Genomic DNA, 23,920 nt, shown 5'->3' on the forward strand with positions numbered 1-23,920 from the left:
AACGATCGCTCAGCGCCGCCGAAGCGGGATACGGTCGGCCGGGAAACTGGCGATCTCGGCGCCGTCTTCGCGGCGCGGCGCGCCCGGTCCGGGCGCCCAAGCCATCGCTCCGATCACTTCCCAGGTGCTGGGCAGGACGCCATCGCGTCGCTGTGCCTCGTAGGCCTCGCGCATGCGCGACTGCCGCTGCTTGCCGCCAAGGCCGCGCGGCCGCGTGGCGCGGGCGTCGCCAGCGCCGATCGCGCGCAGTTCCTGTTGCAGGCTACGCACGTCCGGATAGGTCAGGGTGTAGTGATCGCGATCGATCACCGGGTTGCGGAATCCCGCCGCCATCAATGCATCGCCGACTTGCTGGATCGCGGCGAACGAGGACAGGGGCGGATCCTGCTCGCCGCCGGCGAGATAGGCTTCGCGCAACTCGACCAGGGTGTCGGGGCCGAAGGTCGCGAACAACAGCAACCCATCCTCGCGCAGCACGCGCCGGAACTCGTCCAGCGCTCGCGGCAGATGCGCGACCCATTGCAGGCACAGGCTGGAGAAGATCACGTCCACGCTGGCATCGGCGAAGGGCAGTTGCGAGGCATCGGCGCAGACGCGACGCACCGGCCGCCAGAAGCGCGTGTGTTTCGGCACCTGGCGCAGCATCGGCAGGGCCAGGTCCAACGCGATCACGTCGGCTTTCGGCCAGCGCTTCTTCATCGCACCGCTGGCACGCCCCGGGCCACTGCCGACATCGAGGATACGCGCGGGCTGTTTCTCCTCGAGATAGTCCAGCTGCTCGAGCAGTCGCGCTTCGACTTCGCGTTGCAACACCGCCGCCTGCGCATACACGGGCGCTGCGCGTCCGAAACTGAACTGCAGGCGCCGTCGATCGAACGCGCCCGGATTCATGCCGGGCATTCCTGTTCGACGAACTCGCGGATCGCCTGCACGACTTCTTCGGCATGGGTGAGGAACGGGGCGTGCCCGCCGTGGGCGATTTCGACGAAGCGCGAGTTCGGCGCGACTTCGGCCGCTGCGCGCATCGACGCCGGCGACACCAGCCGATCGCGCCGACCGGCGATCCACAGACTCGGCATCGACAACTCCGCCAGACCGGCGCGCAAGTCGGTGGCTTGCAATAGTTCCAGGCCGTCGCACAGCGATTGCCGCGGCGGTTCGCCGCGTGCGAACACCTGGTCGCGCAACAGGCGCAGCTCCTCGCGCATGCGATCCGAGCCCTGCGCTTCAAGCATCATGAAACGATCGAGGGTGGCGCGGTAATCGCTTTCCAGATCGCGGGCAAAGCCTTCGAAAATCGTCGCGGGCATGCCTTGCGGCCAGGCCTCGCTTCGCACGAAGCGCGGGTTGGCGCCGAGCATGATCAGGCCGCGTACCGCGGCGGGTCGCCGCTGCGCGGCGTGCAACGCGACCAGGCCGCCGAGCGACCAGCCCAGCCATAGCGCGCGCGGAACCCGTTCGGCGACCGCCTCGGCAACGGCGTCCAGCGCCAATGGCACGGCACTGTCGCGGCTATGGCCGTGCCCGGGCAGGTCGACCAGATGCACCGTATGGCTTGCCGCCAGCAGCGCGGACAGCGGCGCGAACAGGCCGGAGTGCATCGCCCAGCCATGCAACATCACCAGCGCAGGGCCAGTACCGACAGGTTCGATGGAAAGCTTCAAGGCGCGGGAAACGACGGCGAGCGACGCGGAATTATCGCATGCGTCCGCGTTCAGGCGGTGACGGGCGCCGGTGCGCAAACACGCGCCAGCGCCGCGACCAGGGCGTCCACGTCCTGCTCGCTATGCAGCGTGCTGATGGTGATGCGCAGGCGCGCCTGCCCATCGGGCACGGTCGGCGGACGGATCGCGCCGACGAGAAAGCCAAGCGCCTCCATACCGCGCGAGGCGGCCAAGGCGCGCTCGTTGTCGCCGAGCACCAGCGGTTGGATGGGCGTGTACGATTCCTGGATGGGCAGGCCGGCGCGCACCGCGCCGCGGCGGAACCGCGCCACCAGGGACGCGAGTTTCGCGCGGCGCCAGGATTCGTTGCGCAGTAGTTTCAACGACGCGCGCATCGCCGCCGCCATCGCCGGCGCAGGCGCCGTCGTGTAGAGATAGGGCCGCGCCGTCTCGGCGATATGGCCGATCAGCGCATCGCTGCCCAGCAGCATCGCGCCCTGTCCGCCGAAGGCCTTGCCCAGCGGCAACACCAGCAGCGGCACTTCCTTCGCCGTGAGACCCGCGACCGCCGTACTGCCGCGGCCCTGCGGCCCGAGCACACCGATGCCGTGCGCGTCGTCGACATAGAACAAGGCGTCCTGCGACCGCGCCAGCAGGGCGAGATCGCGCAGCGGCGCCAGATCGCCATCCATGCTGAAGACGCCGTCGGTCGCCAGCATCGCCGCGCCTTCGCGCTCGCTCAACAGCTGGCGCATCGCCGCTTCGATGTCCAGGTGCGGATAGCGCTTGAGTTCGCAGAACGCCAAACGGGCGCCATCGAGCAGGCAGGCGTGGTTGAGCTTGTCCTGCACGCAGACATCGCCCGGCTCGAGCAAGGACTGCATGACGGCGAGATTGGCCAGATAACCGCTGCCGAAATACAGGCCGCGCTCGTAGCCCATCCATTCGGCGCATTCGCGCTCGAGCGAGGCGTGTTCGAACTGGTAACCGCTGACCAGCGCTGAGGCGCCGCTGCCGACGCCTTGCCACGCCGCGCTTTCCTGCAGCGCGCTGACGACGTCGAGGTGTTGCGACAGGCCAAGATAATCGTTGCTGCAGAAGTTCACCAGCTCGCGACCGTCGAGCTTGACCCGCATGCCCTCGCGCGCCTCGATCAAACGCCGCGTGCGCAACAAGCCCTTCGCCGCGCGTTCGGCGCGGGCGGCATTCACTCGGTCGAGCAGGCGGGGGCGGGGGGCCATCGTCGGGAGTTTACGCGGCGCAACTGGACGGATGTGCGTGCTCGATCACATCGGCATGCACGGTGCGGCTAACCTCCTCGACCGGCATCGGCACCAGGCCGAGGCGCACGAACAGGGCCTGGTCGGCCTCCACATCGGGGTTGCCGGTCGTCAGTAGCTTCTCGCCGTAGAAGATCGAGTTGGCGCCAGCCAGGAAACACAGGGCCTGCAGTTCCTCGCTCATCTCGGCCCGGCCGGCCGACAGGCGCACCATCGACTGCGGCATCAACAGGCGGGCGGTGGCGACGGTGCGGACGAACTCGAAGGGGTCGAGCAAGGCCGTGCCGTGCAGCGGCGTGCCCTGCACCTGGACAAGGCGATTGATCGGCACCGAACCTGGATGCTCCGGCAGGTTGGCCAGCGTCTGCAGCAGGCCGGCGCGCTGTTCGCGCGACTCCCCCATGCCGACGATGCCGCCGCAGCAGGTCTTCAGCCCGGCCTGGCGCACGTGCGCCAGCGTGTCGAGGCGATCCTGGTATTCGCGGGTGTGGATGATCTCGCCGTAAAAATCCGGCGCGGTATCGAGATTGTGGTTGTAGTAGTCCAGGCCGGCGGCCTTCAGCGTATCGGCCTGCTTGCCGTCGAGCATGCCCAGCGTCGCGCAGGCTTCCAGGCCCAGGGCCTTCACGGCGCTGACCATCTCGGCCACTTGGGCCACATCCTTGTCCTTCGGCGAACGCCAGGCGGCGCCCATGCAGAAGCGCGTCGCGCCGGCATCCTTGGCCTGCTGCGCCTTCGCGACGACTTCCTCGACCGTCAGCAGCTTGTGCGCCTTCAGCCCGGTATTGAAGCGGGCGCTCTGCGGGCAATAAGCGCAGTCCTCCGGGCAACCGCCGGTCTTGATCGACAGCAGGGTCGAAACCTGCACTTCGCGCGGATCGAAATGCTCGCGGTGCGTTTCCGCGGCGCGATGCATCAGCTCCGGAAAAGGCAGCGCCATCAGCGCCAGCACTTCCTCCCGGGACCAGTCATGACGGATGACGGCAGGCATGGGACAGTTCCGACAGCGCCCGGGGCGCGAGACGGGCAGTCTGGTCAGCATGCTTGGGCCTGTCAACCGCGGCTGGTTCGGAAAAGTGGACGGCTGGCTGCGAAGCGCCGCGAATGGCCTGTTCGCGGGCGTCTGCGTGGTCTGCAGCGAGGCGGCTGATCCGGGGCAAGGCCTCTGCGACGAATGCGCGGCCGCCCTGCCTTGGAACCGTATCTGCTGCGCTCGCTGTGCCCTGCCGCTCGGCGCCGACGCCGCGCTTTGCGGCGACTGCCTGCGCGATCCGCCGCCGTTCGGGTCTGCCCGGGCCATCTGGCGCTATGCCTTTCCGCTGGACCGACTGCTGCCGCGATTCAAGTTCCACGAAGATCTGGCCGCTGGCGTCGTCATCGCACGAGGCATGGCTGAAGCCCTGCGAAAAGCGCCGCGACCCGACGCATTGATCCCGGTGCCGCTGCACCGACGCCGCTTGCGCGAACGCGGCTACGACCAGGCGCTGGAACTGGCGAAAATCCTCGCCCGCGAACTCGACTTGCCGCTGATCGTCGATGGATTGCGTCGCGTGATTCCGACGAAAGCGCAGACCGGGCTCGATGCCCGCGCGCGCCGACGCAACCTGCGTGGCGCGTTCGAAGCGCGCACGTTTCGGCCCTGGCTGCGACATGTCGCCTTGATCGATGACGTGATGACGACCGGCGCGACCCTGCGCGAAGCCACCCGCGCCTTGCGCGCGGCCGGCGTCGAGCGCGTGGATGTCTGGGTGGCGGCGAGGGTGCAGTGACGTCTGCGCCGCGCGGGTCGGTCAATCATCCAAATTGTCGCCCGTTCCCGCTTTGGCGATTCCGATGACTCGGCGCGAAATCCCTGCTCGTCGCGAAGGACGGAACCCTACAGAGAATGCTCCGCGCGCGGACGCGCGCTTGATGCGAGAGAGCGGTTCTACAACTACCTCTGCGTCACCGTCGTCACGGCGATGCCGAGGAAAACGCAAAGCCCGACCCAGTTGTTGTTGAGGAAGGCTTCGAAGCAGTGCTCGCGCCTGCGGCTGCGCCCGATCGAGAACTGGTAGGCGATGAAACCGGCGGCGACCAGCAGGCCGGAGTAGTAGATGAAACCCAGTTCCGCGCGGCGGCCGAGCAGGAACATCGTGACAAGGAACCCGCCGAACAGCACACCGAGTGCGACCAGGTCCAGGTCGCCGAACAGGATCGCGGTCGACTTCGCGCCGACGCGCCGATCGTCCTCGCGATCGACCATCGCATACCAGGTGTCGTAACCGGTGGTCCACAGCAGGTTGCCGAGGAAGAGCAGCCAGGCGATCTCCGGCACCGTGCCTTGCACCGCGGCGAAGGCCATCGGAATGCCCCAACCGAAGGCGAGGCCGAGATAGACCTGCGGCAGATAGGTGTAACGCTTGAGATACGGATAGCTCGCGGCGAGAAACGCGCCGGCGACGCTGAGCCAGATCGTCAGCTTGTTGGTCAGGCAAACCAGGCCGAAGGCGACAAGCATCATCGCGACGAACAGCCACAAGGCTTCGCGCGAGGAAACCAATCCGCTCGCCAGCGGCCGTCCCTTCGTGCGCTCGACCTGCGGGTCGAGCCAGCGGTCGGCGTAGTCGTTGATGATGCAACCGGCCGAGCGCGTCAGCCAGACGCCGAGCGTGAAGATGACTAGCGTGCCGAGCGGCGGCCAGCCGTCGGCCGCCAGCCACAGCGCCCACCAGGTCGGCCACAACAGCAGCAACCAGCCGATCGGACGATCGCCGCGGATCAGCAGCCAGTAGCGCGGCAGACGCTCGCGCCAGTGCGGGGGCAGGGCATCGAGCAGGGAGGAACGCGAGGGAGGCATGCGCCTAGGTTAACAAGCGCCCACCCCTTCCGGCACTTGAGTCGCCGCTCCACCGGCCGCATCTTTGACCCGTCACCCAGGAGGAAACATCGATGAGCGAAGGTCAGGGTTCCACCGGCAATGTCATCGCCGCGTTGTGCAGCCTGTTCATTCCGGGGCTGGGCCAACTCGTCCAGGGCCGGATACTTTCGGCCATCTTCTGGTTTCTGACGGCCTGCGTCGTCGGCGCGCTGGTCTTCGTATTCTCGCTGGGCCTGTTCGGCGGTTTCGGCTGGGCGTTGGTATCGATCCTGTCCTGCATCAGCGCGGCGGTTTACAAGCGCGGCTAGGGCCGGATTGCCGCCTCTGGTACACTGCGCGCCCGGCGGAGTCGGCTTTGGCCTGATTCCGACCGGCCGCAGCCTCGCTGCCGACACGCGCCCGTAGCTCAGCCGGATAGAGTAGTGGCTTCCGAAGCCATTGGTCGGGGGTTCGAATCCCTCCGGGCGCGCCATTCTTCGTTTCGAAGCCCACAGGTCGGGATTGCCGGCCGAGCGCGCCATTGCTGTCGAACGTAAAGCGACGCTCCGAGCCGTCCTTGGCGCAGCGCTCCAGTCGCCATCCATGGCTCCTCCTCGACCGATGCGCGAACAGCCCCTGCTGTTCGCAAACGCATCGCTTAGACCCCGCGTTTACCGCTCAACGCCGCTCGTTGCCGTAGCCGAGTTCGAGGAAGAAGGTGCCGCGCCCGCCGAAGCGATGGCCGTAGCCGAGCAGGAAACGCCCCAGCCAGGAATCGAACCCGAAGAATAGGCTGGCATGCGTTTCGCGCGAATGCGCGGTCGAGCCGAAGGACTTGCTCCACAAGTCGCCGTATTCGATCGTGCCTCCCAGGATGGCCGGACGATCGACGACGCGACCCAGCTCGTAGGTGTAGCCGGCATAAGCCATCGCGTAGTTCGGCGTCAGGATCTCGTTCGGTCGGTAACCGGCGAGGTTGGTCACGCCACCCAGGCGGTACTGGGCGTAGATCGGCGGCGCGTCTTCATTCGTCGCGTGATAGCGGAATCCGGCGTAGGCCGAATGCATGCCCACGGCCTGCGCATGGATCAGATCGAAGTCGGTCTGCGTGTACGCCTCGTCGGCGCCGATCGCGCGTGCGGAGTAGGTCTGTCCGATCGAAAAGTAGGTGCCGGCGCGCGGCAACTGGAAACTGTCGAGGCGATCGAAGGTGATGTTCCAGCGCGCTTCGCCTTGGTCGAAGGACAGGTCGGGCAGGGCGGGATCGCCGATCAGGCGCTCGGCCCGGCCATGTCGCCGGGCGAGGCCGAGGGTGACCGCGCCGTAGTTGCCGAACTCGCGACCTGCATAGATTTCCGCGCCCCAGGACGGAAGCTCGTATTCGGCGAAGCGTCGCCCTTCGTCGTAAAGGCGGAACTTCGGGTTGGTGTAGCCGCCGCGTGCACCGACGAAATAGCGGCCACGTGCGTCGAGCGGCTGGTAGTACTCGCCCAGCAGGAAGGGGTCGTTGCCGAGTTGCAGGATCGCGCGCAATTCGCCGCCAAGCGCATTGACTGGCGCATGCAGGACTCCGGCGCGCACGTTGAAGGAGAACTCGCCGTCGAAGTCGGAATGCACGCTCAACCCCGTCTCCAGATACGTCGGGCCGTACGCATGCGGTCGCACGTGGACCAGCAAGCCGGCCTTGCCGTCCTCCTCGATCACGTCGTAGGTAACGGTATCGAGCGTGCCGAGTTCGTAGACGCGGCGGATGCCCGCTTCCAACCGGTCGGCATCCAGCGGATGGCCGGTCTTGAAGTCCAGCCTGGCCAGCAGGGCGGCATCGGAATAGGTCGAGCGGTTGTCCAGGCGAACGAAGTCTATGATCAAGGGCGCGGCGGCGGCGATGACGGTGGCGCTCGCGAGCTCGGTTCGCGATACCGTCGCCAGCCGTGACTGCAGTGAGGGCAAGGCTTCGGCGCCGAGACGCAACGCCAGTTCGATCTTGTCCCGGGCGAAGTCGGCGGTCTTCACCTGGTCGCCCAAGGCGGGCTGGATCAGCACATCGCGTGGTCCGAGACTTTCGATCGACTTCTTGGTATTGCTCACCGTCATGAAACCGGAAAGCTGGTCGGCCAGCGCGAGCACCGACGCCCCTTGTTCGATCTTGCCCAGCGGCGTGCCGACATCGACGGCGATGACGATGTCGGCGCCCATCGCACGCGCGACATCGACCGGCAACTGGTTGGCGATGCCGCCATCGACCAGCAGGTGGTCGCCGATCGCCACCGGACGGAAGGCACCGGGTATCGACATGCTCGCGCGCATTGCCTCGGCCAGGTTGCCTTCGCTCAGTACGACGGCGTCGCCGCTGTTGATGTCGGTGGCGACGGCGCGGAAAGGAATCGGTAATCGGTCGAAATGATTCACGCGCGCTACCGGCAAGGTAAGGCGCTGCAACAGCAGGCTGATGGATTCGCCGGCCAGCAAGCCCGGCGCCAGCTTGATGCCCTGGCGGCCGATGCCCGGCTTGGCCGACAGCAGGTTCAGATCGTCGTCGCGCTTGCGGCGGAAGGAACGCTCCGGGCGATCGAGCGAATCGTTGAACGCGGCGTTCCAGTCCAGTTCGAGCACGAGCTTCTCGAGCTCAGCACTGGACATGCCCGATGCATACAGGCCGCCGATCAGCGAACCCATGCTGGTGCCCGCCACGCAGTCGATCGGAATCCGCAGGCGTTCGAGCTCGCGGATGACCGCGACATGGGCGACGCCGCGGGCGCCACCGCCGCCGAGCACCAGACCGACGCGCGGACGTTGCGATCCCGGGTCATGCTGCCGACAGGGCTGGGTCTCGGCCTGCGCCGCCGTCGCGGCCAGACAGGCCAGTGCGACGAACATCCTGATGATCGTTTTCATCGTCCCGCTCCCCGTCGCGGCCCGATGTCGGCCGCATCCGTCACTTTTCCTTGCGCCAGTTCAGCGACGCGCTGCTCTCGTTGCCGGTCTCGATCGAAATGTCGAGGCCGCGCCGGATCAGGTACTTCAGTGTAATGACTTGTCCGGTGCCGATCAGCGATACGCCATAACTGACGAACAACCGCGGCGAGATGCGTTTGCCTATGGACAGCGTCGACCCGCCCAGCGCGCGACTCTCGGTGATGCCGGCTTCGTCCAGGCCCAGGCGCGTACCAAGACGTTGCGCCAGCAGGTTGCTGCCGGCGCTCAAGGCCAGCGCGCTGGCGTTGAGGGACTGCGCTTCGCTGCCGCTGGCGGTGGATAGCGGACGACCCAGCACCAGCCAGGACAGCGCCTCGCTCGGCGGCAGGGCCGGACTCGAATACACGGTCGTCTCGGGCGCCAAGGCCGTGCCGCGCACGCGCACGCCGGCGGTGACCTCCTCGAATTCGCGCTCGGCGCGGATATCCAGCACGGGGTTGTCGAAGTCGGCGTTGGAATAGCTGAGACGGCCCTGCGTGATCGTCAGGTTCTGTCCATAAGCCGCGTACCTGCCGCGCACGGTCAGCGTGCCGGTGGCCTTGGCGCTATGACCCGGCCGGTCGCGCAGGCGCAGGTTGCCGCCGATGCGACCGTCCAGTCCGAACCCGCGAAGGCGCACGTCGTCGCCAAGACGGATGTCCACGTCGCTGTCGACCTGGAAGCGATCGGCGCCCGCCTTGCGCTTCGGATCGAGCACGACCACGTCCGGCGACGGATCGACGCTGTTGTCCAACCTTTCCAGGTCGACCCGCGCACGCGGCACCGTCACGCTGCCACGCAAGGTCAGCACGTCCTTCTCGTAGGAAAGATCCAGGTCGGAGCCGACCACGGCGTCCAGATCGGGCGTGTCGGCGATCGTGATGTTCTCGCCCTGCAGCTTCAGGCGCAGCGGACTGTCGGCGCGCGACAGGTCGAGCGAACCGTCGACATTCAAACGTCCTTCGCCGGAGTCCACATGGCCGGTGAGGCGCGTCTGGCCATCGGCACCGCCACGCAGCACGAACTCGCCCTGCTTCATCGTCACGCCGAGCGCAGGCAATTCACCAGCGAAGTCCGTCAGCCGCGCTTCGCCGCTGAGCACGGGCGCATCGCGGCGACCGCCGAATTGCAGCTGGCCGACGAGTCGTCCGGTCGGGCTGGCAAGATCGATCGAGAACAGTTCGAGCCAGCTGATGTCGCGCATGTCGAGGTCGAGCTCGCCGGACAACGCCGAGTCGGCGGCCAAACCCGTGCGCAGGCGTCCGCGCAGATGGCCTTCCTGCGCCAGCGCCGCAGACAGGGACAGGTTCATCTCGCCACCACGCAATTCGGCGTCGAGCGAAAGATCGCGATAAGCAGCGATCTCGCGTGGAGACTGCGGATCGATGCGCAGACCGCCATTGCTCGAACGAATTTCCGCGCTACCGCCCCAGGCACCACCGCTGCGGACGAAGTCACCGTGCAGCGAGAGTTCACCGAACGGCAGGAAGCCCGCTTCGTTGCGATCCAGCCAGGGCTGCAGCAAGGCTAGTGGCAAGCGCTCGCCGTCGATGCGTGCGCGATCGCCGTCGGCTTGCGCGCAGATTTCGCCACCCGGTTGTCCGGCGCGGAAGCAGGCCGGCGACAAGTTGAAGGCGCCGTTGTGCCAGCGATAGTCGGTTGGTGCGCGCAAGGTCCAGTCCGGCCCCAGCGCGGGCTCGAGATGCAGGGACTGCAAGGTGCCACGACGATTCCAGCCTTCGCCCTCCGCATTGCCCACCAGTTGCAGGCGACCCGGTTCGCCGGTCACGTCGGCACTGACTTGCAACTTCGCCACGCTGCCGGCGAGACGAAGATCTACGCGTTCTAACGACTGGCCGCCCGCCTGCAGCTTCTCGGCGAAAACGTTCAGTTGCCCCTGCGAACCACGTGCCGGCAACTCGCCTTGCAGACTCAATCGATCGACCTGATTTTCGCCCCAACGCAAGGCCGTGCCCTGCAGTTCGGCGCGATAGGAGGGTTGATTGCGCGAACCCCGGATTTCGACGTGCCCCTGCAGTCGCCCGGCGGCATCGGCGAACAGGTCGGAAAGCTCAAGCGGCGAGAACTGCGCGCGCAGGTCGAGCACGGCGCCGAAGCGACCGCGCGCGTCGACCCGGCTATCGCCCAGGCTCAACCGCGCTTCGCCATTGCCCGCATCGCCATTCCAGGCGAAGCGCCCTTCGCCCGACAGCGCCCGTCCACGCAGCTTGCCGCGCAAGTCGTTCGCCTGCCCATGTCCGCGCCAACGGCCCTCGCCCAGGCTTTCGCCTTGCAGCGACAACGCGCCGCTGATCTGTCCGGGATAGTCGGGAAGGAAGTAGCCCGGGTCGAAACCGGCGAGATCCGCGTCGAGCGAACCACCGAGTGCCGGCGACCATTGCACGCGACCCTTGCCGTTCAGGCGTCCGTTCGGCGTCTGCGCCCTCAACGTGGACAGCGACAACTGATCACGATCGCCACGCCCTTCCAACGTCACGGTCGCTTCCTGTCCGTCGCGGCGGAAGTTCGCGGTGCCGCGAAGATTCCAGTCGGCCAGCAATCCTGCGACCTGCAGGTCGGCGCCGGCTTCGACGACCGTCGCGCCCTTCTCTGCCGGCACGAAACGCAGGCTGTCGCTGCGCAGGCGCAGATCGACGCGCGGGTCCTCGCCCTCCAGATGCAGCTGCCCGTCGATGCGCGCCGGACCTTGCGCGAGTTCCAGCATCAAGGGCTCGAAGGAGACGACGCCGTCTTCCAGGCGCAGGCGCGAGGGTGCGATGCGAATCTTCAGTTCGTCGCGCTGCAGTTCGCCCAACCATTGCGAACGGCCGCCGGTGCCGCTGCCGTGCAGATCGACGACGTAAATCGCTTCATCGTCGATGCCGAACTCCTGCAGGCGCAGGCGTTCGCTCTTCGCATCGAAACTCCAGCGCGGCGTCGTACCGCCATCGCGCAAACGTAGCGTCGCCCACAAGGGCGCCGGCGCATTGCCGCGCAGTTGCAGACTGAAATCGTCGAGATGGCCAGCGGCGGTCACCGTCACGCGGCTCGGTGCGCTGTTCGCGTCCAGGCGAAGCTCGGCTTCGCCGCGCATCCGGGTGCGGTAGTTGTCGCTTGGTCGATAGAAGCCGGCGAAACGCATCGGCCCGCGGTCGCTGTCGACACGCAGTTCCGGCAGGTCGAGCGCGCCGTCGGCCAGCGTGAACCGGCCTTTCGCGTCGTTGACTCGCAGCCAGGGCCTGCCCTCGTCGATGACCGCCAATCGGCGCACCTGCAGGGATTCCACGATCAGCGTGACCGGCATCTCCAGCGCCGGCAGCACTTCCGGCCAGCGCGGCAGTTCGAAGGGTTCGTCCGAGGGCGCGAGATTCACCGTCGCGTCGTCGATCTGCACGCGGGCAATGCGCAGGCGACCGCTGAGCAGGGGCCACAACGTCTGCTCCACGTGCACGTGTTTGGCGTCGATGCGCAGGTCGTCGTGCACGAAGCGCAGGCCGTAGACGTCGAGGCTCTCCGACAAGCGCCCGTCCATGCGATTCCATTCGAGACTGGAACCGGCCGGCAACAGGGCGATGACGCGCGCGAGCAACCAGTCGCGGCCGCCGTTGCTGTTCAGTATCCAGGTCGCCATGCCGGCGATCAGCACGCCGAGAATCAGCCCGAGCAGCAACAGCCAACGCAGGCTGCGCCATAGGTACCGTGCGCTGCGGGCGAGTCGGCTCACAGATCGGGCCCGATGCTGATGTGCAAGCGTAGACCTTTGTCGGGGCCATCGAGTCCGCGCGCAAGGTCCACCCGCACCGGACCGACCGGCGAGCGCCAGCGCAAGCCGAGGCCCACGCCTTTCTTCGCGTCGAACTTGTCGGTGAAGGCGTCGCCGACGTCGACGAAGACCGCGCCGCCCCAGGTCGGGGTGAACATGCGCTCGAATTCGACGCTGGCGACCGCCAGGTGCTTGCCGCCGTAATTGGTGTCCCCGATGCGTTCGCCGATCGCCTTGTAGCCGTAGCCGCGCACGCTCTGGTCGCCGCCGGCGTAGAAACGCAGCGAGGGCGGGAACAGTTCGAAATCGTCGGTCAGCGTCGTCCCGAGCTCGCCGCGCAGCAACAACCGATTCGCATCGCCCAATCCGCGGATGTACTTGGCTTCGGCACGCAGTTGAGTGAAACCGAGATCGGAACCGAGCCCGGCCGGACCGCCGCGCACGGTGAAAGCGAACTTCTTGCCGTTGCGCGGCGTCACCGGATCGTCGAACCAGCGCCGCTCCGCCGACACCGACAGGAAGCTCAGGCTGACGAACTCGTTTTCCGGCACGACGTTCTGCAGCGAATCGAAACGTTCGCGCCGATGGGTCAGCCCGGCGAGCAGGCTCCAGCCGCGCCAACGCCCGCTGCGGGTGAAGCTGGCGTCGGCGTATTCGGTGTCGATGTCGTTGATGCGTTCGCGCCGCGCGGACAGGCCGATGCCATACCATCCGTCGAGCCAGGCGAAGGCGGGAAGGCGGTATTCAGCCGTGAAATGGCTCTTCTCTTCCGCCAGGCCGAGGCTCAGCAGCATCTTGTGGCCGCGCGCATTCAACCAGCGACGTTCGAGCCCGAGATCGATACCGGCGCCGCTGTCGCTGCCGTAGCTCACACCCGCGCGATAGATGCTGCGCTTGGCCGGCGACAGGCTGATGCGGATCGGCACGCGACCGTCGACGCGCTTGTCGGTTTCCGGCAACAGGCTGATACCGGCGAAATAGTCCAGATCGGTCAGCGAGGTCTGCAAACGCAGCAGTTTCGCCTGGTCGAAGGGGTCGCCCGGTTTCCAGGGTACGAGCTTTTCCAGCAAGCCCGGCCGGAAAGGATGGCCTTCGAATGTCGCTTCGCCGAAACCGTAGCGCTCGCCGCTGTTCCATCCCAATGCGATGTCGGCCGCTTTCTCGGCGCGCGTGACTTCGACGCGGTGCTTCTCCAGCTCGGCGTCGAAATAGCCGCGATCTTCCAGTCGGCGCGTGATCGCGAGCTTGCCGGTCTCGTAATCGCCGTGGTGCATGGCCTCGCCCGGCCGTGGGTGGAACCCGGCCAGCAGCATCGCGACTTCGCCGTCCTCGCGCGCCGGGCCGTCCATCGTCAGGTCGAGCTTGCGCACCCGCACCGGTTCGCCGGGCTTCACCGTCACCACTACCGTGACGTTTTCGCCGTTGCGTTCGATCGAGGCTTCCGCCTCGGCATCGTAGTAGCCGAAGGGCTCGAGACCCGCCTCCACTTCGTCCGGCGCGGCACGCAGGTAGTACGACAATCGCGTCTCGGTCAATCGTGCACGCCGTTCAGGATCGAGCTTCTCGATCGACAGACGCGCGCGCACATTGGCCTCAAGCACGGGGTCGAGGCCATCGATACGGATCGCACGCAGCTCCAGCGCCTGTGCCGGTAAGGCGAACGCGCAGGCGATGAGGGCAGCGAGTCGATGCATGGCCCAAGCTTAACCGAGGGCCGCCGCCTTCATGTAAGCCTCATGTGAGGTCGCTGCGGCGCGATTCAGGCGGCGTCGCGTGGAGAATCCGGATCAGGCGAGTAGCGCCACTTCCGCGACGGTGGCGAAACGATCGGCCAGGCGCTTGAGCAGGGCGAGACGATTGCGCCGCAGGTCGGCATCGTCGGCCATCACCATCACGCCATCGAAAAAAGCGTCCACCGGCGCGCGCAACTGCGCCAGACGCTTGAGCACGCCGACGTAATCGCGATCGGCCAGCAGCGGATCGGTCGCGGCGACGGCGGCGTTCACCGCGTCGTTGAGCTCGCGTTCGGCACTCGCTTCCAGACGCTGCGGATCGACCTCGGCCGGAATCGCTTCGTCGGTCTTCTTCAGGATGTTGCGGATGCGCTTGTTCGCGGCCGCCAGCGCTTCCGCCTCCGGCAGCGCGGCGAACTCGCGGATCGCGCGCAGGCGTCGGCCGAAATCGAGCAACGAAGCCGGCCGCAGGTCGGCGACGGCATCGAACTGCGCACCGGTGAAGCCCTGGTCGGCGTAATAACCGCGCAGGCGATCGAAGACGAAGTCCTGGATCTCGGCGATACGCTGCTCGCGACGCTGCGGCGTGATCTCATCGGCCGCCTTGTCGAAGGCTTCGCGGATCTTCGCCTTGTCGCCATCCTTGTGCCGCACGATCTCGCGTTGCACGTGATGATCGATCAGGTCGTTGGCGCGGGCGACGGCTTTCGGCAAGTCGATCTCGAGCCCGCCTTCGACGATCGTGCGCGCCAGGCCCAGGGCGTTGCGGCGCAGCGCGAACGGGTCCTTGTTGCCGGTGGGCTTCAGGCCGGCGGCGAAACCGCCCGCCAGCGTATCGAGGCGTTCGGCGATCGCCAGCACCTGGCCCAGCGGCGACGCGGCGATGGAGTCACCGGCGAATCGCGGCTGATAGGCGTGGTCGATCGCGTCGGCCACGATGCCCATTTCGCCGGCGGCGCTGGCGTAATGACGGCCGGCGATGCCTTGCAGCTCGGGGAATTCGTTGACCAGGCGCGATTGCAGGTCGGCCTTCGACAATTCAGCCGCGCGCCGCGCCAGGTCCTCGTCGGCCGCGACTTCGCGCGCGATCGCATCGGCCAGGCTGGCCACGCGCGTCGTCTTGTCGGCGTAGCTGCCGAGTTTCTGCTGGTAAGTGACCGTCTTCAGGCCGTCGGCCATCGACGAAAGCCCCTGCTTGCGGTCTTCGTCGAAGAAGAACTGCGCATCGGCGAAACGCGGCCTGATCACGCGCTCGTAGCCCTTGCGCACTTCGGCTTCGTCGCGCGATTCGATGTTGGCCACGCCGATGAAGTGTTCGGTCAGGCGGTGTTCCGAATTCAGCACCGGAAAGAATTTCTGGTTCGCTTCCATCGTCGAGATCAGGGCTTCCTGCGGCACGCGCAGGAACTCCCGTTCGAAGGAGCACAACACGGCCTTCGGCCATTCGACCAGGCAATTCACTTCCTCGAGCAGCGATTCCGGTACGCGAGCGATGCCGTCGGCCTCGGCCGCCGCCGCATCGATGCCGGCGCGCACGCGCTCGCGCCGCTCCACCGGGTCGACCAGCACATGCGCGCCGCGCAAGGAATCGACGTAGTCCTCCGGGCGCGATATCCATACCGGCTTCGGCGAGTGGAAGCGATGGCCGCGGCTCATGCGATCGGCTTTCAGGCCGAGGATCTCGCAATCGACGACATCCTTTCCGAGCAACAGCACGAGCCAGTGCACGGGTCGCACGAAGCTGATGTCGCGACTGCCCCAGCGCATCGGTTTCGGTACCGGCAGCGCCTTCAAGGCTTCGCCGACGATCTCGGGCAACAGGGCCGAGGTCGCCGCACCAGGCTTTTCGCTGCGCGCGACGAAACGCTCGCCCTTGTTGTCGCTCGTGCGCTGCAACTGTTCGACCGCCAGGCCGTTCTTCGTCGCGAAACCCAGCAGGGCCTGCGTCGGCTGGTCGTTCGCGTCCAGGCCGATATTCAGGTACGGGCCGAGGACTTCCGACGACTGCGTCGGCTGCTGTAGGGCAACTGCTTCGACCAGCACGGCCAGGCGGCGCGGCGAGTACAGCATCCGCGCGCTGTCGCGTGCGAAGCCGAGGCCGCGTTTCTCCAGTCCGGCCAGGACGCTGTCGTAGAAAGCCTGCGCGAGGTCGGGCAGGGCTTTCGGCGGCAGCTCTTCGGTGCCGAGTTCGATAAGAAGGGAAGCGTGAGTACTCATGAACGATCCTGATTCGTCGCTTCGCCGCCATCGGGTCCGTAGAAGAACACCCAAGCGGAGAAGTCGGCGCTGAAATCCTCGAAACGGTGCTCCATGCCGGCGGGCACGAACAGCGCCTCGCCCGTCACGAAGGGACGGCGTTCGCCGTCGCAGAAAAACGTGCCCTGGCCGGCCGCGATCACGTACAGCTCATCGCGGCGATGCGGTTGTTGTTTGTCGCTACCGACCGGGCGGTAGATCTCGACTTCCAGGCTGCCATGGCGGAACAACGTGACGAAGCGCGCCTCCACGGGAATGGCGGCGAGCGCGGTATCGACCGTCAGACGCGAGGGCAAGGGGTTCATGTCGTCGGCACCGGTGCGTCGAAAGGCACGTGGTAGCGCGCGAACAAGGGCAGGGTCTGATAGCGGTCCAGCCGCGCCGACAAGGCCGGATACGGCGAAAGATCGAAGGGCACGGCTTCGCGAACATAGGCCAGGAAGCAGGCGAAGGTGATGTCGGCCTGCGTCATCGTCTCGCCGATCAACCAACCCCGCGCGCCACGGGCCGCGCAAAGCGACTCGATCGCCGCCAATGCGCCCTGCAACTGCAGGCGGCAGCGCGCGACGAAAGGCTCGTGGAATTTTTCCGCCGGCCGGAATACCCGCTCCATGACGATCAGCAGGGCCTTGTCGACCGCGCCGGTGGCCAGGGCCATGACTCGCAGCGCGTCGCCTCGCGCTGCGCCCCGCATCGGCAGCAATGCGCGATCCGCGCCGACCTGATGATCGATGTGGTCGAGGATCATCGAGGACTCGATCAGGGCCTCGCCCGAGTCGAGCACCAGGGTCGGCACACGCCCGAGCGGATTGAATTCGCGGATGCGATCGAAATCGCGACCCACGGACCAGTTGCGATGTTCGAACGGCAGACCGAGCGCGTCCAGGCTCACCGCGATGCGGCGAACGAAGGGCGAATCGAACATGCCGATCAGGAAGGTCATCGCGCCCGACTCAGGCCTCGGCGCTCGCGCGGCGCAAGCCCGGGAAGCCGAGCTTCTCGCGCTGCGCGTGATAGGCCTCGGCGACCGACTTGGCCAGGTTGCGCACGCGCAGGATGTAGCGCTGGCGCTCGGTGACCGAGATCGCGCGGCGCGCATCGAGCAGGTTGAAGCTGTGCGAGGCCTTGCAGACCTGGTCGTAGGCCGGCAGCGGCAAGCCGAGTTCGATCAGTTTCAGGGCTTCGGCTTCGCATTCGTCGAAACGGCGGAACAACACCTCGACGTTGGCATGCTCGAAGTTGTACGCGCTTTGCTCGACTTCGTTCTGGTGGTAGACGTCGCGGTAGTAGACCGGCCCCTGCGGGCCGACCGTCCATACGAGGTCGAAGACGTTGTCGACGTTCTGCAGGTACATGCACAGGCGCTCGAGACCGTAAGTGATCTCGCCGGTGACCGGGCGGCATTCGAGGCCGCCGGCCTGCTGGAAGTAGGTGAACTGCGTGACTTCCATGCCGTTGAGCCAGACCTCCCAACCCAGGCCCCAGGCGCCGAGCGTCGGCGATTCCCAGTTGTCCTCGACGAAACGCAGGTCGTGCACCAGCGGATCGACGCCCAAGGCCTTCAACGACTCCAGATACAGATCCAGGATGTTGTCCGGATTGGGCTTCATCACCACCTGGTACTGGTAGTAGCGCTGCAGGCGATTCGGGTTCTCGCCGTAACGGCCATCGGTCGGACGGCGACAGGGCTGCACATAGGCAGCGTTCCACGGCTCCGGGCCGAGGGCGCGCAGGAAAGTCGCCGGGTGGAAGGTGCCGGCGCCGACCTCGAGGTCGAGCGGCTGGATCAGCACGCAGCCCTGGTCGGCCCAATACTGGTTGAGCCGAAGGATCAGTTGCTGGAATGTCGGTGCGTTCATCGGGAAAACCGGGGATGCAAACCCGGCTAGTATAACGGGGCCTCCCTGGCCTCCCCGGCGTTTGCGCCGCGTTCTTCCGTCCCATGAAGCCATTCCTCATCCTCGAAACCGGTCTGCCGATCGATACGCTGCGGCGTCACGGCAGCTTCGGGCACTGGATCCGGGTCGCGGCCGGCCTGCATGGGCGCGAGGTACGCGAGTGCCGGGTCGCTTCCGGCGAGGCCTTGCCGGAGGCGGCGGACTACGCCGGTGTCTTCATCACCGGCTCGGGGGCCATGGTCAGCGATCGCGAAGCCTGGAGCGAACGCAGCGCCGACTGGCTGCGCGACGCGGCGGAGGCCGGCAAACCCCTTTTCGGCATTTGCTACGGGCATCAGCTGCTCGCGCATGCGCTCGGCGGCGAGGTGCACTACAACCCGCGTGGGCGCGAAATGGGCACAGTGCCTTTGGACCTGGCGGCTAACGCCGCCGACGACCCCCTGTTCGCTGGCCTGCCGCGCCGGATCCCGGCACAGACCACGCATCTGCAGACCGTGCTGAAACCGCCGTCCAGCGCACAGGTGCTGGCGAGTTCGGCGAAGGACGATTGCCAGGCTTTCCGTTGGGGCGAACAGGTCTGGGGCGTGCAGTTCCATCCCGAGTTCAGCGCGAACATGATGCGCGGCTATATCCATGCGCGCCGCGATGCGCTCGAGCGCGAAGGCATCGCGCATCACGAGCTGCTGCAATCGGTCAAGCCCTCGCCGCAGGCGCGCCGCGTGCTGAAGCGTTTCGTGCATCGTGCGCGCCGCCACCGCTGAGGCGATCCGTTCTCAGTAGAACGCGTCCATCAGGAACGCGGCCGCAATCAGCGCGCAGATCAGGGCGAAGAACAAGAACAGCGCGACATTCGCGCCGACGATCACCCAACCCCAGAGCGGCATTCTGGCCTGCGCAGGATCGACGTTCTCCACGCGCGTGCCGGCGACGTAGTCGTGCATGGCGCGACGCTCCGGCGTCCAGGCGGCCAGGGCATGGCCCAGGTTCAACGTCGCCCACGACAAGGCGGCCGCGAAGAATCGGCCGAGCACCTGTGCCCTGGTCGGGCGGGCGCCCTGCGCATCTGTGACCTTGATGCCGATCAGGCGCTTGCCCAGCGTCGCCTGATGCGGCGAGGCCTCGCAGTAGACGAAGTAGGCGCCCGCCACCAGCGCATAGGCGAGGGTGGATATCAGCATCAGCCCGCCCAGCCACTGGCCCAGCAGCAGCATCGCACCCAGCGCGTCGTCGCTGGCCAGGGCCGGTTTCACCGCCTGTTCGACCATCGCTTCGATCTTCTTCGGGTCGCTGAAACCCAGGACCAGCACCACTGGCGTGGTGAGGATCTGCACGACGAAAGACACCAGCATCACGTCGATGAAATAGGCGACGTAGCGTTTCCAGAAACCGGCCGGCGAGCCGCGATACGGCGGGTTCATCGCGAGGCGGCCGTCGCGTCGGAACGTTTCGCCACCAGGCGCGCGGCGACCAGGCCGATTTCGTACAGGATCATCATCGGGATCGCCAGCATCAGCTGCGAAACAGCATCCGGCGGCGTGATGATGGCGGCGACGATGAAGATGCCGACGATGACGTAACCGCGGGCTTCGCGCAGCTGCGCCGGCGTCACGATGCCCAGCAACACCAACACGACCACCGCGACCGGCACCTCGAAGCTGGCGCCGAAGGCGAGGAACAGCACCAGTACGAAATCGAGGTAGCGGCTGATGTCGGTCGTCATCGTCACGCCTTCCGGCGTGACCTTGCTCAGGAAAGCGAAGACCATCGGCAGCACGAGGAAGTAGGCGAAGGCGCAGCCGGCGTAGAACAACAATACGGTCGCGACGAGCAATGGTTTCGCCAGGCGCTTCTCGTGCCGGTACAGGCCTGGCGCCACGAAGGCCCAGGCCTGGTAGAGAAGATAGGGCATCGCCAGCATCAGGGCGGCGAAAAAGGCGAGCTTGATCGGGGTGAAGAACGGCGAGGCGACCTCGATCGCGACCAGATGCGATCCGGCCGGCAGTTTCGCCAGCAAGGGTTTCGCCAACCAGGCGTACAGCTCATTGGCGAAGGGCAACAAGGCCAGGAATACCAACAACAAGGCGATCGAGGCACGCAACAGGCGCGCGCGCAATTCGATCAGGTGCGCCAGCAGGCTTTCGGAACGCGGCCCTTCCGTCGTCATGGCACGGGACGACCGGGTTCGTCCGCCGTCGTGTCCGATGGCGTCGCCGGAGATGCCGTTTCCGTGGTGGTGTCGCGGACGATCTTTTCGATCTCGCCCACTTCATCCAGCGGCCCGCGGATCTCGCGGCGCATTTCTTCCGCCGCCAGCTCGCTCTCGAGTTCGGCCCGCACCGAATACCATTGCGCGCGTGCCTTGCGTACCCACAGGCCGGCGAAACGCGCGGCCTTGGGCAGACGCTCGGGTCCGAGCACGATCAGGGCGACGAAGCCGATCAGCAATAGCTCACTGAAGCCGATGTCGAACATCGGTAGGCTCCGGGATCAGCGCCCGTCGGATTTTTCGTCCGGCTTCTTGTCTTCGTCCTTGCCGAGTTGCTTGTCGGCCGGCGGCGGGTCTTCGCCCTGCATGCCCTTCTTGAAGCCGCGCATGGCATCGCCAAGGTCCTTGCCGATGTTCGGCAGGCGCTTGGTGCCGAAAATCAGCAGCACGATCACCAGGACGATGATCCAGTGGATGAGGCTCATGCTGCCCATGGCGGCTTACCTGTCTCGTTCGCGAAGGCGCCCATGATACCGCAGGGCGGGTTTTACCCGACTTACTGTGCCGCTTCCGGCTGTTTCAGCGTGCTTTCCTCGAGGCGGTCCCGGAAGCTCACGACGGCGTCTGAGGGACGCTCGCTGCGGCCTTCGAAAATCGCGCGCGGCGTGGTGCCGGCGCCGTAAACCGCTTCGTTGGAGTGGTTGTCGATGCGCAACGCGGTGCCGTCCAGCGAAACGCCGGCGAACAGGCCGCGGGCGCGCGAATAGCTGTAGATCTCAGCCTTGAGCTGCTCGTCCGTGCTGGCCTGCGCGCTGCGGCCGACCGGACCGGCCGCGGCGCTCGCGTCGGCGCCCAGGGTGAACTTGCCGCCGACGATGGAATCGACACCCCGCGAACTCTTGAACACCAGCACCACGTCGGCCGACTGCACGCCGGCCTGGAAGCCGACGCTGCCGCCGGTCAGGGTGATGAAGCTCGGGTTCGACCAGCTGCCATCGGCGCCGCGCACGGCGATCAAGCCGCGCCCGCGGCGACCGGCCGCGACGAAGCCGACCTTGACCACGTTCGGGATGACGGCGATGGCCTGGGCTTCGCTGAGCAACTTGGTGGGAATCGATTCTTCCGGAATGCGCAGGATCTCCCCGAGCACGCGACTGGCCTCGCCGGCGCGCTCGTCCTCGATCCGTCCGGCCGAGGCGGGCAGGGAGATGCTGAGCAGGGCAAGCAGGGCGAAAATCAGACGACGCATGGGAAATCTCCAGGGGACATGGCGGCAGTATTGCGCAGGGCGATGAATCGCGGTCGAACCGCGACGCCCGGGACGATGATAATTTGACGGCCTTGCCCGCGAACAGTTCCCGCGCCCACCGATGAGCTCCCGATTCCGCGACGGCGTGGCCGCCGATGCCCCTGCCCGCCCGGCCCTGTTGCTGGCCAACCTCGGCACGCCGCAGGCGCCAACGGCGCGTGCGGTCCGGCGCTACCTGGGCGAGTTCCTGCACGACTACCGCGTGGTCGAGACCAGCCGCTGGCTGTGGTGCCCACTGCTGCACTTCGGCATCCTGCCGCTGCGCGCGCGCAAGGTCGCGCACGCCTATGCCTCGATCTGGACGCCGCAGGGTTCGCCCCTGCTGGCGCATAGCCGCGCACTGGCGACGGCACTGCAGGCGCAGCTGCCGGATTTCGATGTCCGCCTCGGCATGCGTTACGGCGAACCCTCCATCGCGTCGGCCCTGCGCGAACTGCAGCCGCGCGGCGTGCAGAAGCTGCTGGTGCTGCCTTTGTATCCGCAGTATTCCGCCAGCACCACGGCGGCGGTGTTCGATGCGGTGGCGAACGAGCTCGGTCGCTGGCGACGCGTGCCGGAGCTTCGGCTGGTCGGCGACTATCACGACGACGAAGGCTGGATCGATGCGTTGACCGCCAGCGTGCAGTCGCATTGGGACCTGCACGGTCGCGCGGAGAAACTGCTGCTCTCCTTCCACGGTCTGCCCCAGCGCTTCGTGACGGCCGGCGACCCGTACGCAGCGCAATGCGAAGCGGGTGCGCGCAAGTTGGCGACTCGCCTGAATCTCACGCCCGATCAATGGCAGCTTTCCTACCAGTCGCGCTTCGGGCGCGAAGCCTGGTTGGCGCCTTACACGGACCACACGCTGCGCGATTGGGCTGCCCAGGACATCCGCCGCGTCGATGTGCTCTGCCCGGGCTTCGCCGCCGATTGCCTGGAAACGTTGGAAGAGATCGCGATCCAGAATGCGCGGCTCTTCGCCGGGTTCGGCGGCGAATTGCGCTACATCCCGGCCCTGAACGCCGGTGCGGCGCACGTCTCGGCGCTCGCCGCGCTGGCGCGCCGACATGCACAGGGCTGGTCGCCATGAAGGAGATCGTTCTCGCCTGCGCGCGCGGCCGCATCACGGCCCTTCGCGGCGGCGATCCCGGTGGACCGCGAGTGCTGGCCCTGCATGGCTGGTTGGACAATGCGGCGAGTTTCCTTCCGCTGTCGAAGCATCTGGAGCACTGCGACCTGGTCGCGCTCGACTTGCCCGGTCATGGCGGCAGCGAGCATCGCCAGCCGGGTTACGACTATGCGTTCGTCGACTGGATCCACGACGGTTTCGACGCGCTCGATGCCCTGGGCTGGCAGAAGGCTTCGCTGCTCGGCCATTCGATGGGCGGTGCGATCGCCTGCATGATGGCCGCCTCGCTGCCGGCGCGTATCGAACGCCTGGCGCTGATCGAAGCGCTCGGTCCGGTCTCGGGCAAGGCCGAAGACGCCGGCGCGCGCCTGCGCCAGGCGGTGGTGGCAAGACGTGCGCTCGATCCGGCGCGTGCGCCGCGCACGATCGCCGATCTCGACCAGGCGATCGCCGCGCGCCTCGCGGTATCGAACATGAGCCGCGAGGCGGCGAAGCTCATCGTCGAACGCAATCTGCGCGTCGTGTCCGGCGGCTTCGCCTGGCGCAGCGATCCACGCCTGACCCTGCCGGCCCACGTGCGCACAGACGAGGCCTTCATTCTCGACTGGCTGCGCGCGATCGAAGCGCCGACCCTGGTGATCGCCGCCGAGCCGGCACCGCCGTACTTCACGGCCGAACAGCGCAGCGCGCGTGCCGCACAACTGCGCGACGGTCGCGTCCTGGCGCTGGCAGGCAGCCATCACCTGCATATGGAACAACCCGACATCGTCGGGCCGCTGATCCGCGAGTTCCTGGCTTCTACATAAGCGCGCTCACGGTCTTCCGACGCTCGCGAGCGACTACGCTGGAAACAAAGAACCCGGCGGTTTCCCGCCGGGTTCGATGCGTTCTGTCGATGCAACTAGCGGC

Annotated in this window: 20 protein-coding genes, 1 tRNA gene and 2 pseudogenes; 6 read left to right on the forward strand and 17 right to left on the reverse strand. The window is 66.7% G+C overall.

Annotated elements, in window-relative coordinates:
* Positions 1-9 precede the first annotated feature (9 nt).
* Genes bioC through bioB form a run of 4 tightly spaced genes read right to left on the reverse strand, consistent with a single transcriptional unit; the run spans position 10 to position 3,935 of the window.
* Positions 10-891 carry a malonyl-ACP O-methyltransferase BioC gene (gene bioC, locus QM707_RS13420; RefSeq protein ID WP_415002381.1) on the reverse strand — a complete coding sequence of 294 codons (882 nt, stop codon included), beginning with the start codon at positions 889-891 and terminating at the stop codon, positions 10-12.
* A complete protein-coding gene (gene bioH, locus QM707_RS13425) occupies positions 888-1,664 on the reverse strand; it encodes a pimeloyl-ACP methyl ester esterase BioH (RefSeq protein WP_415002382.1) in 777 nt (258 codons plus the stop codon). Before bioH ends, bioC begins: the two co-directional genes overlap by 4 nt.
* Positions 1,665-1,714: 50 nt before the next feature.
* The gene (gene bioF, locus QM707_RS13430; protein WP_415002383.1) at positions 1,715-2,905 is read right to left on the reverse strand and encodes an 8-amino-7-oxononanoate synthase; all 1,191 of its coding nucleotides are present in this window, start codon (positions 2,903-2,905) and stop codon (positions 1,715-1,717) included.
* A 10-nt stretch (positions 2,906-2,915) separates the two neighbouring features.
* Entirely contained in the window at positions 2,916-3,935 is a 1,020-nt protein-coding gene (gene bioB / locus QM707_RS13435; protein WP_415002384.1) for a biotin synthase BioB, read from the reverse strand.
* Between bioB and QM707_RS13440 the strand changes: the two genes are divergently transcribed.
* Positions 3,934-4,713, forward strand: coding sequence for a double zinc ribbon domain-containing protein (locus tag QM707_RS13440; RefSeq protein WP_415002385.1), 780 nt, complete (start codon positions 3,934-3,936; stop codon positions 4,711-4,713). The two genes, bioB and QM707_RS13440, sit on opposite strands and share 2 nt — an antisense overlap.
* A gap of 164 nt (positions 4,714-4,877) precedes the next feature.
* On the opposite strand, the gene ubiA is transcribed toward QM707_RS13440, so the two are convergent.
* The gene (gene ubiA, locus QM707_RS13445) at positions 4,878-5,783 is read right to left on the reverse strand and encodes a 4-hydroxybenzoate octaprenyltransferase (protein ID WP_415002386.1); all 906 of its coding nucleotides are present in this window, start codon (positions 5,781-5,783) and stop codon (positions 4,878-4,880) included.
* 92 nt (positions 5,784-5,875) lie between these two features.
* Between ubiA and QM707_RS13450 the strand changes: the two genes are divergently transcribed.
* The gene (locus tag QM707_RS13450; protein ID WP_415002387.1) at positions 5,876-6,112 is read left to right on the forward strand and encodes a hypothetical protein; all 237 of its coding nucleotides are present in this window, start codon (positions 5,876-5,878) and stop codon (positions 6,110-6,112) included.
* An 87-nt stretch (positions 6,113-6,199) separates the two neighbouring features.
* Positions 6,200-6,276, forward strand: a tRNA-Arg gene (locus QM707_RS13455).
* A 185-nt stretch (positions 6,277-6,461) separates the two neighbouring features.
* Here the strand turns inward: QM707_RS13455 and QM707_RS13460 are convergent.
* The 7 genes from QM707_RS13460 to glyQ form a co-directional block, all read right to left on the reverse strand.
* A complete protein-coding gene (locus QM707_RS13460) occupies positions 6,462-8,678 on the reverse strand; it encodes a patatin-like phospholipase family protein (protein WP_415002388.1) in 2,217 nt (738 codons plus the stop codon).
* A 40-nt stretch (positions 8,679-8,718) separates the two neighbouring features.
* Complete coding sequence (locus QM707_RS13465; protein ID WP_415002389.1) at positions 8,719-12,462, reverse strand: translocation/assembly module TamB domain-containing protein; 3,744 nt, start codon at positions 12,460-12,462, stop codon at positions 8,719-8,721.
* The gene (locus QM707_RS13470) at positions 12,459-14,195 is read right to left on the reverse strand and encodes an autotransporter assembly complex protein TamA (protein ID WP_415002390.1); all 1,737 of its coding nucleotides are present in this window, start codon (positions 14,193-14,195) and stop codon (positions 12,459-12,461) included. The genes QM707_RS13465 and QM707_RS13470 overlap by 4 nt, the downstream gene beginning before the upstream one ends.
* Before the next feature lie 93 nt (positions 14,196-14,288).
* A complete protein-coding gene (gene glyS, locus QM707_RS13475; protein WP_415002391.1) occupies positions 14,289-16,451 on the reverse strand; it encodes a glycine--tRNA ligase subunit beta in 2,163 nt (720 codons plus the stop codon).
* Complete coding sequence (locus QM707_RS13480) at positions 16,448-16,795, reverse strand: cupin domain-containing protein (protein ID WP_415002392.1); 348 nt, start codon at positions 16,793-16,795, stop codon at positions 16,448-16,450. The genes glyS and QM707_RS13480 overlap by 4 nt, the downstream gene beginning before the upstream one ends.
* Entirely contained in the window at positions 16,792-17,433 is a 642-nt protein-coding gene (locus QM707_RS13485) for a glutathione S-transferase family protein (RefSeq protein ID WP_415002393.1), read from the reverse strand. The genes QM707_RS13480 and QM707_RS13485 overlap by 4 nt, the downstream gene beginning before the upstream one ends.
* 10 nt (positions 17,434-17,443) lie before the next feature.
* Positions 17,444-18,349 (reverse strand): glycine--tRNA ligase subunit alpha, encoded by a 906-nt coding sequence (gene glyQ, locus QM707_RS13490; RefSeq protein WP_415002394.1) that lies wholly within the window; start codon positions 18,347-18,349, stop codon positions 17,444-17,446.
* A gap of 83 nt (positions 18,350-18,432) precedes the next feature.
* On the opposite strand from glyQ, the gene QM707_RS13495 reads away from it, so the two are divergent.
* Positions 18,433-19,149: a glutamine amidotransferase gene (locus QM707_RS13495; RefSeq protein ID WP_415002395.1), complete on the forward strand. Its 717-nt coding sequence runs from the start codon at positions 18,433-18,435 to the stop codon at positions 19,147-19,149.
* A gap of 12 nt (positions 19,150-19,161) precedes the next feature.
* Here the strand turns inward: QM707_RS13495 and QM707_RS13500 are convergent, their stop codons facing one another.
* The 5 genes and pseudogenes from QM707_RS13500 to QM707_RS13520 all read right to left on the reverse strand — a co-directional run.
* Positions 19,162-19,806 carry an RDD family protein gene (locus tag QM707_RS13500; RefSeq protein ID WP_415002396.1) on the reverse strand — a complete coding sequence of 215 codons (645 nt, stop codon included), beginning with the start codon at positions 19,804-19,806 and terminating at the stop codon, positions 19,162-19,164.
* Entirely contained in the window at positions 19,803-20,552 is a 750-nt protein-coding gene (tatC, locus tag QM707_RS13505) for a twin-arginine translocase subunit TatC (protein ID WP_415002397.1), read from the reverse strand. The genes QM707_RS13500 and tatC overlap by 4 nt, the downstream gene beginning before the upstream one ends.
* 124 nt (positions 20,553-20,676) lie before the next feature.
* Positions 20,677-20,860, reverse strand: a pseudogene (gene tatB / locus QM707_RS13510) (Sec-independent protein translocase protein TatB); the annotation flags it as partial.
* 15 nt (positions 20,861-20,875) lie between these two features.
* Positions 20,876-21,088, reverse strand: coding sequence for a Sec-independent protein translocase subunit TatA (tatA, locus tag QM707_RS13515; RefSeq protein ID WP_415002398.1), 213 nt, complete (start codon positions 21,086-21,088; stop codon positions 20,876-20,878).
* 89 nt (positions 21,089-21,177) lie between these two features.
* Positions 21,178-21,843, reverse strand: a pseudogene (locus QM707_RS13520) (lipid-binding SYLF domain-containing protein); the annotation flags it as partial.
* Between the two features lie 121 nt (positions 21,844-21,964).
* On the opposite strand from QM707_RS13520, the gene hemH reads away from it, so the two are divergent.
* Both hemH and QM707_RS13530 read left to right on the forward strand, forming a co-directional pair.
* A complete protein-coding gene (gene hemH, locus QM707_RS13525) occupies positions 21,965-22,972 on the forward strand; it encodes a ferrochelatase (RefSeq protein WP_415002399.1) in 1,008 nt (335 codons plus the stop codon).
* Positions 22,969-23,817 (forward strand): alpha/beta fold hydrolase, encoded by an 849-nt coding sequence (locus QM707_RS13530; RefSeq protein WP_415002400.1) that lies wholly within the window; start codon positions 22,969-22,971, stop codon positions 23,815-23,817. Before hemH ends, QM707_RS13530 begins: the two co-directional genes overlap by 4 nt.
* Positions 23,818-23,920 lie beyond the last annotated feature (103 nt).

It is taken from the genome of Arenimonas sp. (assembly GCF_047602345.1).
Classification (GTDB): Bacteria; Pseudomonadota; Gammaproteobacteria; order Xanthomonadales; family Xanthomonadaceae; genus Arenimonas.

What these genes read in the sequence shown, in the direction of transcription:
- bioC (WP_415002381.1), bottom strand. Translation starts at nt 891, where the DNA reads ATGAATCCGGGCGCGTTCGATCGACGGCGCCTGCAGTTCAGTTTCGGA.
- tatC (WP_415002397.1), bottom strand. Translation starts at nt 20,552, where the DNA reads ATGACGACGGAAGGGCCGCGTTCCGAAAGCCTGCTGGCGCACCTGATC.
- ubiA (WP_415002386.1), bottom strand. Translation starts at nt 5,783, where the DNA reads ATGCCTCCCTCGCGTTCCTCCCTGCTCGATGCCCTGCCCCCGCACTGG.
- QM707_RS13460 (WP_415002388.1), bottom strand. Translation starts at nt 8,678, where the DNA reads ATGAAAACGATCATCAGGATGTTCGTCGCACTGGCCTGTCTGGCCGCG.
- glyS (WP_415002391.1), bottom strand. Translation starts at nt 16,451, where the DNA reads ATGAGTACTCACGCTTCCCTTCTTATCGAACTCGGCACCGAAGAGCTG.
- bioF (WP_415002383.1), bottom strand. Translation starts at nt 2,905, where the DNA reads ATGGCCCCCCGCCCCCGCCTGCTCGACCGAGTGAATGCCGCCCGCGCC.
- QM707_RS13480 (WP_415002392.1), bottom strand. Translation starts at nt 16,795, where the DNA reads ATGAACCCCTTGCCCTCGCGTCTGACGGTCGATACCGCGCTCGCCGCC.
- QM707_RS13440 (WP_415002385.1), top strand. Translation starts at nt 3,934, where the DNA reads ATGGGACAGTTCCGACAGCGCCCGGGGCGCGAGACGGGCAGTCTGGTC.
- QM707_RS13530 (WP_415002400.1), top strand. Translation starts at nt 22,969, where the DNA reads ATGAAGGAGATCGTTCTCGCCTGCGCGCGCGGCCGCATCACGGCCCTT.
- QM707_RS13450 (WP_415002387.1), top strand. Translation starts at nt 5,876, where the DNA reads ATGAGCGAAGGTCAGGGTTCCACCGGCAATGTCATCGCCGCGTTGTGC.
- glyQ (WP_415002394.1), bottom strand. Translation starts at nt 18,349, where the DNA reads ATGAACGCACCGACATTCCAGCAACTGATCCTTCGGCTCAACCAGTAT.
- QM707_RS13485 (WP_415002393.1), bottom strand. Translation starts at nt 17,433, where the DNA reads ATGACCTTCCTGATCGGCATGTTCGATTCGCCCTTCGTTCGCCGCATC.
- bioB (WP_415002384.1), bottom strand. Translation starts at nt 3,935, where the DNA reads ATGCCTGCCGTCATCCGTCATGACTGGTCCCGGGAGGAAGTGCTGGCG.
- QM707_RS13500 (WP_415002396.1), bottom strand. Translation starts at nt 19,806, where the DNA reads ATGAACCCGCCGTATCGCGGCTCGCCGGCCGGTTTCTGGAAACGCTAC.
- QM707_RS13470 (WP_415002390.1), bottom strand. Translation starts at nt 14,195, where the DNA reads ATGCATCGACTCGCTGCCCTCATCGCCTGCGCGTTCGCCTTACCGGCA.
- tatA (WP_415002398.1), bottom strand. Translation starts at nt 21,088, where the DNA reads ATGGGCAGCATGAGCCTCATCCACTGGATCATCGTCCTGGTGATCGTG.
- QM707_RS13495 (WP_415002395.1), top strand. Translation starts at nt 18,433, where the DNA reads ATGAAGCCATTCCTCATCCTCGAAACCGGTCTGCCGATCGATACGCTG.
- hemH (WP_415002399.1), top strand. Translation starts at nt 21,965, where the DNA reads ATGAGCTCCCGATTCCGCGACGGCGTGGCCGCCGATGCCCCTGCCCGC.